This is a genomic window from Kosakonia sp. S42 (assembly GCF_016624785.1).
Classification (GTDB): domain Bacteria; phylum Pseudomonadota; class Gammaproteobacteria; order Enterobacterales; family Enterobacteriaceae; genus Kosakonia; species Kosakonia cowanii.
This window is the reverse complement of record NZ_JACVTW010000005.1, coordinates 73,418-88,467: the sequence shown is the minus strand read 5'-3', so window position 1 is coordinate 88,467 and position 15,050 is coordinate 73,418. Positions and strand designations below refer to the sequence as shown.

The window sequence follows — 15,050 nt, the reverse complement described above, 5'->3', positions numbered from 1 at the left end:
GCAAGTGAAAAAGACAGACGCAAACGTTTTCGTTATACTGCGCCCACTTTTTTCTAATGGTACTTCGCTATGACTCTTTTAGGAACTGCGCTGCGTCCGGCAGCCACGCGTGTGATGTTATTAGGCTCAGGCGAGCTGGGCAAAGAAGTGGCTATCGAATGTCAGCGGCTCGGTATCGAAGTGATTGCGGTTGACCGCTATGCGGACGCGCCAGCGATGCAGGTCGCGCACCGTTCCCATGTGATTAACATGCTTGATGGCGAGGCGTTAAAAGCGCTGGTCGCCGAGGAGAAGCCGCACTTTATTGTGCCGGAGATTGAAGCTATCGCCACCGACGCGCTGATTGAGCTGGAAGCAGCCGGCCAGCGTGTGGTTCCCTGCGCGCGCGCCACAAAACTGACGATGAACCGGGAGGGGATCCGTCGCCTCGCTGCAGAGGAGTTGCAGCTTCCCACGTCGAGCTACCGTTTTGCCGATAGCGAAGAGAGCTTCCGCCAGGCGGTGAGCGAAATCGGCCTGCCCTGCATTGTGAAGCCGGTAATGAGCTCCTCAGGTAAAGGACAGAGCTTTATCAAATCTGCCGACCAGCTGGCCAGCGCGTGGGCCTATGCGCAACAGGGTGGTCGCGCCGGTGCCGGTCGCGTAATTGTCGAAGGCGTCGTGAAGTTTGATTTTGAGATAACCCTTTTAACCATCAGCGCGGTGGATGGCGTTCACTTCTGCGCACCGGTTGGCCACCGTCAGGAAGATGGTGATTATCGCGAATCCTGGCAGCCGCAGCAGATGTCGGCCGCAGCGCTTGAGCGCGCTCAACAAATTGCCCGTGAGGTGGTGCTGGCGCTTGGCGGATATGGCCTGTTCGGCGTCGAACTCTTTGTCTGCGGCGATGAGGTGATCTTCAGCGAAGTCTCCCCGCGCCCGCACGATACGGGAATGGTAACGCTGATTTCGCAGGATCTCTCCGAGTTTGCCCTGCATGTGCGCGCCTTTTTAGGCCTGCCAATTGGCGCGATCCGCCAGTACGGCCCGGCCGCCTCGGCGGTGATTTTGCCGCGCCTGCACAGCCAGAACGTCACCTTTGATAACCTCCACCTCGCCGTTGATGCAGGTGTGCAGCTGCGCTTGTTCGGCAAGCCGGAGATTGAAGGATCGCGTCGTCTGGGCGTAGCGCTGGCGATAGCCGAGGATGTTGAGAGTGCGGTCGCCCGCGCGGTGGCCTCAGCTAACGCGGTGCAGGTCAACGGATAAAAAAAGCCCGGTGCGCAGTACGCCCGGGCTTGTTATCAGGCGGGTTTCATACCGGCCTGCTGATTACTGCTTCGCACCTTCAACGGCTTCGCGTGCCAGTGTGGTGATGCGATCGTAATCGCCTGCTTCCAGCGCGTCGGCCGGAACCAGCCACGACCCGCCGATGCAGAGCACGCTTTTCAGCGCCAGGTAATCGCGGTAGTTAGCCGGAGAGATGCCGCCGGTCGGGCAGAAACGCACCTGGGAGAAGGGACCGGCAATCGCCTGCAGCGCTTTGGTGCCGCCATTCGCTTCCGCCGGGAAGAATTTGAACTCTTTCAGGCCGTAATCCATGCCCAGCATCAGTTCAGAAACGGTGCTGATGCCAGGGATCAGCGGGATGGTGCCTTCGGTAGCGGCTTTCAGCAGCGGCTCGGTCAGACCCGGGCTGATAGCGAACTGCGCGCCCGCTTCGGTAACGTCCGCCAGCTGCTGCGGATTCAACACGGTGCCAGCGCCGATAATGGCGTCAGGGACTTCTTTTGCAATGGCGCGGATAGCGTCAATCGCGCATGGGGTGCGCAGCGTCACTTCCAGTACGCGAACGCCACCTGCAACCAGCGCTTTTGCCATCGGAACAGCGTGCTCCAGTTTGTTTACCACGATCACCGGTACAACCGGGCCGGTTTTCAGGATGGCTTCTGCACTTGTTTTCCAGTTTTTCATCAATCTTTTCTCTCGCCAGAATAAAATCTTGTCGTCTTAAAAAGTGATACAGGTTGCGCCCTGCTCTGCGCCGGAGAGCTTCTCTCGCAGCGCGCCGAACATTTCACGGCCTGTGCCCACGCGCATCGCGCTAAGGTCAGGAATATGCGGCTGACGTGCGGCAAGTTCGTTGTCAGCAACCAGCAGGGTCAACTCACCTGTCTGCCCGTTAACCCGGATAATGTCGCCATCACGCACTTTTGCCAGCAACCCACCGTCGTAAGCTTCAGGTGTCACATGGATTGCCGACGGCACTTTACCTGATGCCCCTGACAGCCGTCCATCGGTAACTAAGGCAATTTTGAAACGGCGGTCCAATAATACACCAAGTGGCGGCATCAGTTTATGTAATTCTGGCATACCATTGGCTTTCGGCCCCTGATGGCGCACCACGACTACGCAATCACGATCCAGCAGACCCGCCTCAAAGGCGGGTAATACGTCATGCTGGCTCTCAAACACCACCGCTGGCGCTTCAATGATCTGGTTCTCTACCGGCACGGCGGAGGTCTTCATCACCGCGCGCCCAAGGTTGCCGCTCAGCACTTTGGTGCCGCCATGCTGTGAGAACGGCTTATCAATGGTGGCGATAATCGACTCATCCAGCGACGCCGCCGCGCCTTCACGCCAGTCGAGTTCGCCATTATTCAGCCACGGCTCCTGGGTATAGCGCGTCAGGCCGAAACCGGCCACGGTATTCACCTCTTCGTGGAGTAAACCGCCCTTCAGCAGTTCGCGCATCAATACCGGCACACCACCCGCCGCCTGGAAGTGGTTGATGTCTGCCGGGCCGTTCGGATAGAGGCGCGCGAGCAGCGGCACCACTTCAGAGAGTTCGGAGAAGTCATCCCAGTTGATGATAATGCCCGCCGCGCGCGCCATCGCCACCAGGTGCATGGTGTGGTTAGTGGAGCCGCCGGTTGCCAGCAGAGAGACGATGCCGTTAACCACCACTTTTTCATCGATCATTTTGCCGAGCGGCATCCACTCGTTGCCGTTGCCGGTCAAACGCGTTACCTGGCGGGCAGCGGCTTCGGTCAGGGCTTTACGCAGCGGCGCATCCGGGTGAATAAAGGAGGAGCCGGGCAGTTGCATGCCCATAAACTCAATTACCATCTGGTTGGTGTTGGCGGTGCCGTAAAAAGTACAGGTGCCTGGGGCGTGATAGGAAGCAGCTTCCGACTCCAGCAGCGCCATGCGATCGACTTTGCCTTCCGCGTAAAGCTGGCGAATACGCACCTTCTCTTTGTTAGCCAGGCCGCTTGCCATTGGGCCTGACGGCACGAACAGCGCGGGCAATTGGCCAAACGACAGCGCCGCCATCGCCAGCCCCGGAACAATTTTGTCGCAAACGCCAAGATAGAGCGCACCGTCGAACATATTGTGAGAGAGCCCCACCGCCGCGGACATGGCGATCACTTCGCGGCTCAGCAGCGATAGCTCCATCCCATCCTGCCCCTGCGTCACGCCATCGCACATTGCCGGTACGCCACCCGCTACCTGGCCGACCGCATTCACCGAGTGCAGCGCTTTACGAATAATGTCGGGATAGACTTCATAAGGCTGATGCGCGGAGAGCATGTCGTTGTAGGAGGTGATAATGGCGATGTTGTTGCGCAACATACTTTTGAGCGAGGCTTTATCGTCGGGCTGGCAGGCGGCAAAACCGTGCGCCAGATTCCCGCAGGCCAGCGTCGAACGACGCACGGTATTGCTTTTGGCTTGCTCAATGCGCGCCAGGTAGGCTGAGCGGGTTTCGCGTGAACGTTCAATAATGCGATTTGTTACGCGTAACATTACTGGATTCATAGAGGCTCCTGAAATTTATCTGTTCGGGGAGAGCGTGCTAACCATGCGTTTCATTATGCGTAACAAGCTGAAAACACCTGAGCGCCGCGCCCCAAAGGCAAAATCACTGCAGCCAGTGTAATAAAAAAAGCCCCGCTGGTGAATCCAGCAGGGCTTTGAAAAAGAAAAATTGTTCGCAGAGCTGTGTTAGATCATGTTACCGGTAAAATTGCGCAACATGCGTCTCAATGGTTACTCGAATTCGTTCCACGAGCGGCCATCGCGGGTGATCATCGCAACCGAGGCTACCGGGCCCCACGTACCGGCCTGATACGGTTTCGGTGAGTCGTTGTCCGCAGCCCAGGCTTCGGTAATGGAGTCGACCCATTTCCACGCCTCTTCCACTTCATCGCGGCGCACAAACAGTGCCTGAATGCCGCGCATTGACTCCAGCAGCAGACGCTCGTAAGCATCCGCCAGGTGGGTCTCGTTGAAGGTTTCGGAGTAGCTCAGATCCAGCTTAGTGGTCTGCAGATTGTGTTTATGATCCAGCCCCGGCACTTTATTGAGGATCTGGATATCCACCCCTTCGTCCGGCTGCAGGCGAATGGTCAGCTTGTTCTGCGGCAGCTCCTGCCAGGACTCTTTAAACAGATTGAGTTCCGGGTTTTTGAAGTAGACCACCACTTCAGAACATTTGGTTGGCAGACGTTTACCGGTACGCAAGTAGAACGGCACACCGGCCCAGCGCCAGTCGTCGATATCAACGCGGATCGCAACAAATGTTTCGGTATGGCTCGACTTGTTCGCGCCCTCTTCTTCCAGGTAGCCCGGCACTTTCTTGCCCTGGGCGAAACCGGCGGTATACTGACCGCGTACGGTTTTTTCCCGCACGTTGGTGCGATCGATACGACGCAGGGATTTGAGCACCTTCACTTTCGCGTCGCGAATGCTGTCGGCAGTGAGATCGGACGGCGGTGACATGGCGATCATGCAGAGCACCTGCAGCAGGTGGTTCTGGATCATATCGCGCATCTGCCCGGCCTGGTCGAAATAGCCCCAGCGCCCTTCGATACCCACCTCTTCCGCAACCGTGATCTCGACATGATCAATGGTGCGGTTATCCCAGTTATTGACGAACAGGGAGTTGGCAAAACGCAGCGCCAGCAGGTTGAGCACCGTCTCTTTACCGAGGTAGTGGTCGATACGGTAAACCTGGCACTCTTCAAAATACTCGCCCACCTGATCGTTGATCTGGCGGGAGGTCTCAAGGGAGTTACCGAGCGGCTTCTCCATCACGACGCGAGCCGGTTTGGCGTTAAGTTTCGCGGCACCGAGTCCTTTACAGATGGCACCAAAAGTATCCGGCGGCATCGCGAAGTAGTTGATGGTGGTGCGGTTTTTCTGATCCAGCATCGCGCCGAGGCGTTTGAAGGCAGGCGTGTCGTTTACATCGAGATTGCAGAAATCGAGACGACCACTCAGCTTGTCCCACAAGCTTTCGTCGATCTTCTCTTTCATAAAGGTTTCGAGCGCTTCACGGACCACTTTGGTATAGGCTGCTTTGTCCCAGTCGGCGCGGCCGACCCCGAGAATCCGCGTCTCCTCATGAATTTGACCGGCCTTTTCCAGCTGGTACAGGGAAGGCAGCAATTTCCGGCGTGCGAGATCGCCTTTCGCGCCGAAAATGACCAGGTCACACGCCTGGGCTGTTTGGACTACCGCCATGTCACTCTCCTCAGTTAGCTATCCTGAAGCTGTAATCCGCTTCAGTTGTAATTTTATTACACTGCACTGTACTGCTTTTACGTAATTCCCGAAACTATCAGGCCTTGTCAGGAAGTGCGTTATTGGGTTGTCATGAAAAATGCGCATATTTGCGCCGTTTGCGCGGCTTATTTGCCCACCAGCCGCTGGCGAAAATCCGACTCTGATCATGTTATGAAAAAAAACAACAACATTTCAGCGTATCACTTACCTTTCTACCCTGCGCAGGCGTAATATCGACGCAAACTGCGTAACGATTCGCGCAATCAGTGTAATCGTTTCACCAGGAGCGCATTAACGCCTATGAATATGCTGGAAAAAATCCAGTCCCGACTGGAACACCTTAGCAAATCAGAACGAAAAGTCGCGGAAGTGATCCTCACCGCGCCGCAGCTGGCTATCCACTCTAGTATTGCCGCGCTTGCGCAACAAGCGGAGGTCAGCGAACCGACGGTAAACCGCTTTTGCCGCAGTCTGGACACGCGCGGCTTTCCCGACTTTAAACTGCATCTGGCCCAGAGCCTCGCCAACGGCACGCCCTATGTTAATCGAAATGTCGATGAAGATGACAGTGTAGAAGCCTACACTGGCAAAATCTTCGAGTCGGCGATGGCGAGCCTCGACCATGTGCGTCAGTCTCTTGATATGGCAGCGGTTAATCGCGCTGTCGATCTGCTGACGCAGGCGAAAAAAATCGCCTTCTTTGGTCTGGGCTCCTCTGCGGCCGTCGCTCACGATGCGATGAACAAGTTTTTCCGCTTCAACGTGCCGGTGGTCTACTCCGATGACATTGTGCTGCAACGCATGAGCTGTATGAATTGTAGCGATGATGACGTCGTTATGCTGATTTCCCACACCGGGCGCACGAAAAGCCTGGTGGAGCTGGCGCATCTGGCGCGTGAAAACGATGCCATGGTGATTGCACTGACCTCAGCGGGTACGCCGCTGGCGCGTGAAGCAACCCTTGCTATCACGCTGGATGTCCCTGAAGATACAGATATCTATATGCCGATGGTGTCCCGTCTTGCGCAACTGACGGTTATTGATGTGCTGGCGACCGGGTTCACATTACGCCGCGGCGCAAAATTCCGGGATAACTTGAAGCGAGTCAAAGAAGCGCTCAAAGAATCGCGCTTTGATAAGGAACTGCTTATCAAAGACGATAATCATTAAGAGACCATAACAAAAACGGTAGTTACTTACGCTATTCGGTTAGCGGCCTTGCCTGTCAGGGCGCGCGTAACCCGAATTCATGTTCACGCAACACCTCGTTATTTCAGTCAACGGAGTATTACATGTCCAGAAGGCTTCGCAGAACCAAAATCGTCACCACTTTAGGCCCGGCCACCGACCGCGATAACAACCTCGAAAAGGTTATCGCTGCTGGCGCTAACGTGGTGCGGATGAACTTCTCACACGGAACACCGGAAGATCATAAATTACGCGCGGACAAAGTGCGTGAGATTGCGGCAAAACTGGGACGTCATGTTGCTATCCTTGGCGATCTACAAGGACCGAAGATTCGCGTCTCGACTTTTAAGGAAGGTAAGGTTTTCCTTAACATCGGCGACAAATTCCTGCTCGACGCTAACCTTGGCAAAGGTGAAGGCGATAAAGAGAAAGTCGGTATCGACTATAAAGGCCTGCCTGCTGATGTGGTGCCGGGCGACATCCTGCTGCTGGATGATGGCCGCGTGCAGCTCAAAGTGCTGGACGTTCAGGGCATGAAGGTGTTCACCGAAGTGACCGTCGGCGGCCCGCTCTCCAACAACAAAGGCATTAACAAACTGGGCGGCGGCCTCTCTGCAGAAGCGCTGACCGATAAAGATAAAGCGGATATCGTGACCGCCGCGCTGATTGGCGTCGATTACCTCGCCGTCTCCTTCCCGCGCTGCGGTGAAGATCTCAACTATGCACGTCGTCTGGCGCGTGATGCAGGTTGCGATGCGAAGATTGTCGCCAAAGTCGAGCGTGCAGAAGCGGTATGTAGCCAGGATGCGATGGATGATGTGATCCTCGCCTCGGACGTGGTGATGGTTGCCCGTGGCGACCTCGGCGTTGAAATTGGCGACCCGGAACTGGTCGGCATCCAGAAAGCGTTGATTCGTCGCGCACGTCAGCTGAACCGTGCGGTGATCACCGCAACGCAGATGATGGAGTCGATGATCACCAACCCAATGCCGACCCGCGCGGAAGTGATGGACGTGGCGAACGCCGTGCTCGACGGCACTGATGCCGTGATGCTCTCCGCGGAAACCGCAGCCGGGCAATACCCTTCCGAAACCGTTGCCGCGATGGCGCGCGTCTGCCTGGGCGCAGAGAAGATCCCAAGCATTAACGTCTCCAAGCACCGCCTCGATATTCAGTTCGACAATGTCGAAGAGGCGATTGCCATGTCAGCGATGTATGCCGCCAACCACCTGAAAGGCGTTACGGCGATCATCTCGATGACCGAATCGGGTCGTACCGCGCTGATGACCTCGCGTATCAGCTCCGGTCTGCCGATTTTTGCCCTCTCCCGCCACGAGCGCACTCTTAACCTGACCGCGCTCTATCGCGGCGTGACGCCGGTCTATTTCGACAGCCACAACGACGGCGTTGCCGCGGCCAACGACGCGGTGAACCTGCTGCGTGATAAAGGCTACCTGCTCTCCGGCGATCTGGTGATTGTGACGCAGGGTGACGTGATGAGCACCATCGGTACCACTAACACCACGCGCATTCTGACCGTCGAATAACGGATTCTCAGAAAGTAAAAGGCCTCTCACAATGAGAGGCCTTTTTTTTGGCTATTTCTTTTTGTAGAGCTCTTTGCGCTTATAGGGCTCGATCTCACCCGGCTTACGCGTTTTCAGCAGCTTCAGGATCCAGGTGTACTGCTCCGGATGCGGGCCGACAAAGTTCTCCACCTCTTCATTCATCCGCCGCGCGATGGTGGTGTCATCCGCCGTCAGCAGATCGTCCATCGGCGGGCGCACCAGAATCGTCAGGCGGTGCGTTTCGGCATCGTAAACCGGGAAAAGCGGCACCACACGGGCACGGCACACTTTCATCAGGCGACCAATCGCCGGCAGCGTCGCTTTGTAGGTGGCGAAGAAGTCGACAAATTCGCTCTGCTCAGGGCCGTGATCCTGATCCGGCAGGTAATATCCCCAGAAGCCGTTGCGTATCGAGTGGATAAAGGGCTTGATGCCGTCATTGCGGGCATGTAAGCGGCCGCCAAAACGCAGGCGCACCTTGTTCCACATGTAGTCGAAGACTTTGTTGCCCTGGTTATGGAACATCGCCGCGATGCGCTTGCCCTGAGAGGACATCAGCATCGCCGGAATATCGACACCCCAGGCATGCGGCACGAGGAAAATGACGCGCTCATCGTTGCGGTGCATCTCATCGATAATCTCTTTGCCCTGCCACTCAATCCGTGAGGCTACCTTTTCCGTGCCACGCAGCGCCATTTCGGCCATCAGCACCATCGCCTGCGGTGCGGTGGCAAACATATGATCGATAATCGCTTCGCGCTCAGCTTCACTCTTTTCAGGGAAGCAGTAGTAGAGGTTGATCTGCGCACGACGACGGGCGCTTTTTCCGCGTCGTCCGGCAAAACGGCCCAGTTTCGCCAGAAGCGGATCGCGAACTGAGGGCGGGATCAGGGCGACGCCGGCAAAAGCCAGCACCCCAAGCCAGGCGCCCCAGTGACGCGGATGGCGAAACTCGCCCTCAAACTGAGGAATGTATTCACTGTTATTTTTTTTGGTTTCCATGCATCGTCCGCTGGTCAAAAATCTCAACAAGATAGGGGGATAGTGTAGCGATGCGTTATCTTTCGCACAAAAGTAAAAGCCGATGCTAAGCAAGCACCGGCTTTGAACGCCTGATTATTACGCGAATTACTCCAGCCGCAGCTGAGGTAATACCTCTCTCACCTGCGCCAGGTAATCCTTACGATCCGAACCGCTCAGCCCTTCTGTTCTTGGCAGTTTAGCGGTCAGCGGGTTCACGGCCTGCTGGTTGATCCATACTTCATAGTGCAGATGTGGCCCGGTGGAGCGCCCGGTGTTGCCCGAGAGCGCGATGCGATCGCCACGCTTCACTTTCTGCCCCGGTTTCACCAGCAGCTTACGCAGGTGCATGTAACGCGTGGTGTAGGTACGCCCGTGACGGATAGCAACATAGTTACCCGCCGCGCCGCTGCGCTTCGCAATCACCACTTCACCGTCACCGACGGCGAGCACCGGCGTCCCCTGCGGCAGGGCAAAGTCGACGCCTTTGTGCGGCGCAACGCGCCCGGTGACCGGGTTAAGGCGACGCGGGTTGAAGTTAGAGGAGACGCGGAACTGCTTCGCGGTCGGGAAACGCATAAACCCTTTCGCAAGGCCGGTGCCGTTACGATCGTAGAATTTGCCATCTTCGGCGCGGAACGCGTAGTAATCTTTACCGTCAGAGCGCAAACGCACGCCGAGCAACTGGCTCTGCTCCTGCTTGCCGTCAAGCATCTCACGGGACATCAATACTGAGAACTTATCGCCTTTTTTCAGTTTGCGGAAATCCATTTGCCACTGCATCGCTTTGATGACAGCGCTGACTTCGCCGCTGCTCATGCCGGCCTCTTTCGCACTGGCAACAAAACTGCCGCCGACGGTGCCATTCATCACCTTATTGACCCAGTCGCCCTGCTGCATCTCGCTGGACATCTTGAAGCCGTTTTCGGTGCGGTCATAGGTGCGGGTTTCGCGACGTGACATCTCCCACGTCAGACGCTGTAAATCACCATCAGCGGTCAGTGTCCAGGAGAGCTGTTGGCCGATTTTCAGATTACGCAGCTCTTTATCCGCGGCGGCAAGCTGGCTGATGTTGCCCATATCTATGCCGTACTGGTTCAGGATGCTGCTGAGCGTATCGCCGGTCGAGACAACATATTCGTGTACACCAGCTTCGTTGGCGGTTTTCTCGTCCAGTTCATCTTGCGGGATATCATCAACATCATCCGCCGTGGACTGGTCGATAGGTTCACTGGCTTCAGGCAGCAACGAGCGGATTTCGCTTTTAGGCAGCTCGATGGCTTTGACAATCGGCGCGTTATTTTCGGGGTGATAAACGTAGGGCCGCCAGACGGCGACCGTGAGGGTCAGTACGGTGAGCGACCCCAGCATCACGCGATGGGGTCGCGGCAAATTGTTAAATGCCAGGGCGACAGAGCGGGCTATCTGTTGCACGTGTTCACTTCCTCGTTATTCTCCTTTCAGGCAGCTCGCATACTGGGAAGAGAGTTGTGTAAGGAACTGGGGATAGCTCTCTTTACCCAACTTGATACCGATGCCGAGTGGATCCAGCGTTCCCATACGAACGGAGGTTCCTCGTGCAACAGCTTCAACGACCGCTGGCCTGAACTGTGGCTCAGCAAAAACGCAGACCGCTTTTTGCTCAACCAACTGTGTTCTGATTTCATGTAAACGCTGCGCACCAGGCTGAATTTCAGGGTTGACGGTAAAGTGACCCAGCGGAGTCAGACCGTACTGTTTTTCAAAGTAGCCGTAGGCGTCATGAAAAACGAAATACCCCTTCCCTTTCAGCGGTGCCAGCTCGTTACCGACCTGCTTATCGGCCTGGGCTAATGATGCCTCAAATGCCTTCAGGTTGGCGTCCAGCTTGGCTCGACTTTGCGGCATAACTTCCACTAATTTATCGTGGATTGCAACCGCCGAAAGCCGTGCAATCTCTGGGCTTAACCACAAATGCATGTTGTATTCGCCATGATGGTGATGATGCTCACTATTTTCGTCGTGATCGTGACCTTCATGACCCTCATGCTCATCTTCATCCGCGCCTTTCATCAGCTGCGATTTCACGCCGTCGAGTTGCGCCATCACCACCTGTTTTTGCGCAGGTACCTGCTGAGCAGATCGCACCATGAAGGCTTCCATTTCCGGCCCAACCCAAAAAAGTAAGTCCGCGTTTTGCAAGCGTTTTACATCAGAAGGACGCAGAGAATAATCATGCTCGGAGGCACCGTCTGGCAGGATAACTTCGGTGGTGGTCACGCCATCTGTAATGGCGGATGCAATAAAGCCCAGCGGCTTAAGCGAAGTGACGACGGCGGCGTTAGCGGATTGTGCTGTTAGGGTGAGAAACGCAGCGGAAAGCGCTGCGCAAAGAAGCGTATTTTTATGTAACATAATGCGTCTATTCATCGTAATGAGTGTGTGGAATGTGATATTATAACATTCGACAACTTCTGCAACCCCTTAAATGCTATGACGAATCTTATAACGCTTGAAAATGTCAGCGTCGCTTTCGGTCAACGCCGCGTGCTCTCTGACATCTCTTTAAATTTGCGTCCAGGTAAAATTCTGACGCTGCTCGGACCTAACGGCGCGGGTAAATCGACGCTGGTGCGCGTCGTACTTGGCCTGGTAGCACCCGACGCGGGGGTTATCAAGCGCGATAAAGCTTTGCGCATCGGCTATGTGCCGCAAAAACTGCAACTCGACGCTACGCTGCCTCTTACTGTAGGCCGCTTTATGCGTCTGCGCCCAGGCACGCGCAAAGCGGATCTCATCCCTGCACTGAAACGCGTACAGGCAGCCCACCTGATCGATGCCCCGATGCAGAAACTCTCCGGCGGTGAAACGCAGCGCGTGCTGCTTGCCCGCGCCCTGCTCAATCAGCCCCAGCTGCTGGTGCTGGACGAGCCAACCCAGGGCGTTGACGTTAATGGCCAGGTCTCGCTCTACAATTTAATCGATGAGTTGCGCAAAGAGCTGGATTGCGCGGTGCTGATGGTCTCGCACGATCTACATCTTGTGATGGCAAAGACCGATGAGGTGCTCTGCCTCAACCACCATATCTGCTGCTCCGGTACGCCGGAAGTGGTCTCCATGCATCCCGAATTTATCTCTATGTTCGGCCATCGCGGCGCAGAACAGCTTGGCATTTACCGCCACAACCACAATCACCGCCACGATCTTCAGGGCCGCATTATTTTACGCCAGGGTAACGGACACTCATGATTGAACTTTTACTGCCCGGCTGGCTGGCCGGGGTTATGCTCGCCTGCGCCGCCGGGCCGCTTGGCTCCTTTGTCGTCTGGCGACGCATGTCTTACTTCGGCGATACGCTGGCACACGCGTCTCTGCTCGGTGTCGCCTTTGGTTTGCTGTTGGATGTTAACCCGTTTTACGCAGTTATTGCCGTCACGTTACTGCTGGCCGCAGGCCTGGTGTGGCTGGAGAAGCGTCCCCATCTGGCGATCGACACGCTGCTGGGGATTATGGCGCACAGCGCGCTCTCGCTTGGCCTGGTGGTGGTCAGCCTGATGTCCAACATCCGCGTGGATTTGATGGCGTATCTATTCGGTGACCTGCTGGCCGTTACGCCCGAGGATCTGATTGTTATCGCCCTTGGTGTGGTGCTGGTGGTTGGGATCTTGCTCTGGCAGTGGCGCAACCTGCTGTCGATGACCATCAGCCCGGAACTGGCCTTTGTCGATGGTGTGAAGTTACAGCGCGTGAAGCTGCTGCTGATGCTGGTCACCGCCCTGACCATTGGCGTGGCGATGAAGTTTGTCGGCGCGCTGATTATCACCTCCCTGCTGATCATCCCGGCTGCCACGGCGCGGCGCTTTGCCCGCACCCCGGAGCAGATGGCAGCAGTGGCTGTCGGCGTCGGGATAATTGCCGTCACCGGCGGGCTGACCTTCTCCGCCTTCTACGACATGCCAGCTGGCCCCTCTGTGGTGCTCTGCGCCGCGGTGCTGTTTATCTTTAGCATGTTGAAAAAGAGCGCCAGCTAAATTATCTCCCTCTGCCAGCGCCGCCCGGCGCTGGCAGAGCCTGTCAGGGCATTTCCGGCGGCGTAATGCCGAAGTGATCCCAGGCGCGCGGCGTTGCCATGCGGCCGCGCGGCGTACGCTGTAAAAAGCCCTGCTGAATCAGATAAGGTTCCAGCACATCTTCAATGGTCTCGCGCTCTTCACCAATCGCCGCAGCAAGGTTATCCAGCCCCACCGGACCGCCAAAGAATTTATCAATCACCGCCAGCAGCAGTTTACGGTCCATATAGTCGAAGCCCTGGGCATCGACATTGAGCATATCGAGCGCCTGGGCGGCAATCTCCGCGTCGATATCGCCATCGTGCTTCACTTCCGCGAAATCGCGCACGCGGCGCAGCAGACGGTTTGCAATACGCGGTGTGCCGCGGGAGCGGCGTGCCACTTCCAGCGCCCCCTCTTCGCTCAGCTCAAGCCCCATAAACCGCGCGCTGCGCCCAACGATATGCTGCAGGTCAGCCACCTGATAAAACTCCAGGCGCTGGACAATGCCAAAGCGATCGCGCAGCGGTGAGGTCAGCGAACCGGCGCGGGTCGTTGCGCCAATCAGCGTAAAGGGCGGCAGATCGATTTTGATTGAGCGCGCAGCCGGGCCTTCACCAATCATGATATCGAGCTGGTAATCCTCCATCGCCGGGTAGAGCACCTCTTCCACCACCGGCGACAGACGATGAATTTCATCGATAAACAGCACGTCATGGGGTTCAAGGTTGGTGAGCATGGCGGCCAGATCGCCCGCCTTTTCCAGCACCGGGCCGGAGGTGGTGCGCAGATTCACGCCCATCTCGTTCGCCACGATATTTGCCAGCGTTGTTTTACCCAGCCCCGGCGGGCCGAAAATCAGCAGATGATCCAGCGCGTCACCGCGCAGTTTCGCCGCCTGGATAAAGATCTCCATTTGCGAGCGCACCTGCGGCTGACCGATATACTCAGCCAGCAGCTTTGGTCGAATCGCCCGATCCGCAACTTCTTCTACAATTGTACTGGCGGCGGCAACCAGGCGGTCTGCTTCAATCATCCTCTACCTCACAACGCCGCACGCAGCGCTTCACGGATCAGGGTTTCACTGTTGGCGTCCGGACGCGCGATTTTGCTGATCATCCGGCTCGCTTCCTGCGGTTTATAGCCCAGCGACACCAGCGCGGCAACGGCTTCTTGCTCGGCATCATCCGTAGAGGGGCTTGCTGGCGACGCCAGCACCAAATCTGCCGCCGGAGTAAAGAGATCGCCATGCAGCCCTTTAAAGCGGTCTTTCATCTCGACAATCAGGCGCTCAGCGGTCTTCTTACCAATGCCCGGCAGTTTCACCAGCGCGGCGGGATCTTCACGCTCAACGGCATTCACAAACTGCTGCGCCGACATGCCGGAGAGGATCGCCAGCGCCAGCTTCGGCCCAACGCCGTTGGTTTTGATCAGCTCACGGAACAGGGTGCGCTCCTGCTTGTTGTTAAAGCCGTACAGCAGTTGCGCATCTTCGCGCACCACAAACTGCGTAAAGACGGTCGCCTCTTTGCCGGCATCCGGCAATTCGTAGAAGCAGGTCATCGGCATATGAACTTCATACCCTACCCCACCGACCTCAAGCAGGACCAGCGGGGGTTGTTTTTCGACAATAATGCCTCTGAGTCTGCCTATCACGTGACGCTCCTGCGCTAAGTGCTAAAAAAGTAATGCTGTA

The 15,050-nt window shown here is 56.6% G+C and carries 13 protein-coding genes; 5 read left to right on the top strand and 8 right to left on the bottom strand.

All coding sequences use genetic code 11. The annotated features are described in order from the left end of the window. Positions 1-69 precede the first annotated feature (69 nt). Positions 70-1,248, top strand: a complete 1,179-nt coding sequence (gene purT, locus IAE50_RS09100) for a formate-dependent phosphoribosylglycinamide formyltransferase (RefSeq protein WP_200580089.1) — start codon at positions 70-72, stop codon at positions 1,246-1,248. A 63-nt stretch (positions 1,249-1,311) separates the two neighbouring features. Here the strand turns inward: purT and kdgA are convergent, their stop codons facing one another. The 3 genes from kdgA to zwf all read right to left on the bottom strand — a co-directional run bounded on the left by kdgA (position 1,312) and on the right by zwf (position 5,508). Then, complete coding sequence (gene kdgA / locus IAE50_RS09095) at positions 1,312-1,953, bottom strand: bifunctional 4-hydroxy-2-oxoglutarate aldolase/2-dehydro-3-deoxy-phosphogluconate aldolase (protein ID WP_200133675.1); 642 nt, start codon at positions 1,951-1,953, stop codon at positions 1,312-1,314. 36 nt (positions 1,954-1,989) lie between these two features. Beyond that, on the bottom strand, positions 1,990-3,801 hold the full coding sequence (gene edd / locus IAE50_RS09090) for a phosphogluconate dehydratase (RefSeq protein ID WP_200580088.1): 1,812 nt from the start codon (positions 3,799-3,801) through the stop codon (positions 1,990-1,992). A gap of 231 nt (positions 3,802-4,032) precedes the next feature. Further along, on the bottom strand, positions 4,033-5,508 hold the full coding sequence (gene zwf / locus IAE50_RS09085) for a glucose-6-phosphate dehydrogenase (protein ID WP_042713375.1): 1,476 nt from the start codon (positions 5,506-5,508) through the stop codon (positions 4,033-4,035). 342 nt (positions 5,509-5,850) lie between these two features. On the opposite strand from zwf, the gene IAE50_RS09080 reads away from it, so the two are divergent. Then, positions 5,851-6,720 (top strand): MurR/RpiR family transcriptional regulator, encoded by an 870-nt coding sequence (locus IAE50_RS09080; RefSeq protein ID WP_023480183.1) that lies wholly within the window; start codon positions 5,851-5,853, stop codon positions 6,718-6,720. Positions 6,721-6,842: 122 nt separating this feature from the next. Next, positions 6,843-8,285, top strand: a complete 1,443-nt coding sequence (gene pyk, locus IAE50_RS09075; protein WP_023480062.1) for a pyruvate kinase — start codon at positions 6,843-6,845, stop codon at positions 8,283-8,285. A 51-nt stretch (positions 8,286-8,336) separates the two neighbouring features. On the opposite strand, the gene lpxM is transcribed toward pyk, so the two are convergent. From lpxM to znuA, 3 genes are all read right to left on the bottom strand, one after another. Beyond that, the gene (gene lpxM / locus IAE50_RS09070; RefSeq protein WP_023480137.1) at positions 8,337-9,308 is read right to left on the bottom strand and encodes a lauroyl-Kdo(2)-lipid IV(A) myristoyltransferase; all 972 of its coding nucleotides are present in this window, start codon (positions 9,306-9,308) and stop codon (positions 8,337-8,339) included. 126 nt (positions 9,309-9,434) lie between these two features. Next, positions 9,435-10,760 (bottom strand): murein DD-endopeptidase MepM, encoded by a 1,326-nt coding sequence (mepM, locus tag IAE50_RS09065; RefSeq protein WP_200580087.1) that lies wholly within the window; start codon positions 10,758-10,760, stop codon positions 9,435-9,437. A 15-nt stretch (positions 10,761-10,775) separates the two neighbouring features. After that, positions 10,776-11,720: a zinc ABC transporter substrate-binding protein ZnuA gene (gene znuA, locus IAE50_RS09060; RefSeq protein WP_023480042.1), complete on the bottom strand. Its 945-nt coding sequence runs from the start codon at positions 11,718-11,720 to the stop codon at positions 10,776-10,778. A 78-nt stretch (positions 11,721-11,798) separates the two neighbouring features. Here znuA and znuC point away from each other — a divergent pair, with 78 nt between their 5' ends. Then, entirely contained in the window at positions 11,799-12,554 is a 756-nt protein-coding gene (gene znuC / locus IAE50_RS09055; RefSeq protein WP_054803270.1) for a zinc ABC transporter ATP-binding protein ZnuC, read from the top strand. Beyond that, on the top strand, positions 12,551-13,336 hold the full coding sequence (znuB, locus tag IAE50_RS09050) for a zinc ABC transporter permease subunit ZnuB (RefSeq protein WP_200580086.1): 786 nt from the start codon (positions 12,551-12,553) through the stop codon (positions 13,334-13,336). Before znuC ends, znuB begins: the two co-directional genes overlap by 4 nt. A 43-nt stretch (positions 13,337-13,379) precedes the next feature. Here znuB and ruvB read toward each other — a convergent pair whose 3' ends face one another. Further along, on the bottom strand, positions 13,380-14,390 hold the full coding sequence (gene ruvB / locus IAE50_RS09045) for a Holliday junction branch migration DNA helicase RuvB (protein ID WP_094420727.1): 1,011 nt from the start codon (positions 14,388-14,390) through the stop codon (positions 13,380-13,382). A gap of 8 nt (positions 14,391-14,398) precedes the next feature. Next, positions 14,399-15,010: a Holliday junction branch migration protein RuvA gene (gene ruvA, locus IAE50_RS09040; RefSeq protein ID WP_023480105.1), complete on the bottom strand. Its 612-nt coding sequence runs from the start codon at positions 15,008-15,010 to the stop codon at positions 14,399-14,401. Positions 15,011-15,050: the final 40 nt, after the last annotated feature.

What these genes read in the sequence shown, in the direction of transcription:
- znuB (WP_200580086.1), top strand. Translation starts at nt 12,551, where the DNA reads ATGATTGAACTTTTACTGCCCGGCTGGCTGGCCGGGGTTATGCTCGCC.
- zwf (WP_042713375.1), bottom strand. Translation starts at nt 5,508, where the DNA reads ATGGCGGTAGTCCAAACAGCCCAGGCGTGTGACCTGGTCATTTTCGGC.
- IAE50_RS09080 (WP_023480183.1), top strand. Translation starts at nt 5,851, where the DNA reads ATGAATATGCTGGAAAAAATCCAGTCCCGACTGGAACACCTTAGCAAA.
- ruvB (WP_094420727.1), bottom strand. Translation starts at nt 14,390, where the DNA reads ATGATTGAAGCAGACCGCCTGGTTGCCGCCGCCAGTACAATTGTAGAA.
- purT (WP_200580089.1), top strand. Translation starts at nt 70, where the DNA reads ATGACTCTTTTAGGAACTGCGCTGCGTCCGGCAGCCACGCGTGTGATG.
- pyk (WP_023480062.1), top strand. Translation starts at nt 6,843, where the DNA reads ATGTCCAGAAGGCTTCGCAGAACCAAAATCGTCACCACTTTAGGCCCG.
- znuA (WP_023480042.1), bottom strand. Translation starts at nt 11,720, where the DNA reads ATGTTACATAAAAATACGCTTCTTTGCGCAGCGCTTTCCGCTGCGTTT.
- edd (WP_200580088.1), bottom strand. Translation starts at nt 3,801, where the DNA reads ATGAATCCAGTAATGTTACGCGTAACAAATCGCATTATTGAACGTTCA.
- znuC (WP_054803270.1), top strand. Translation starts at nt 11,799, where the DNA reads ATGACGAATCTTATAACGCTTGAAAATGTCAGCGTCGCTTTCGGTCAA.
- kdgA (WP_200133675.1), bottom strand. Translation starts at nt 1,953, where the DNA reads ATGAAAAACTGGAAAACAAGTGCAGAAGCCATCCTGAAAACCGGCCCG.
- lpxM (WP_023480137.1), bottom strand. Translation starts at nt 9,308, where the DNA reads ATGGAAACCAAAAAAAATAACAGTGAATACATTCCTCAGTTTGAGGGC.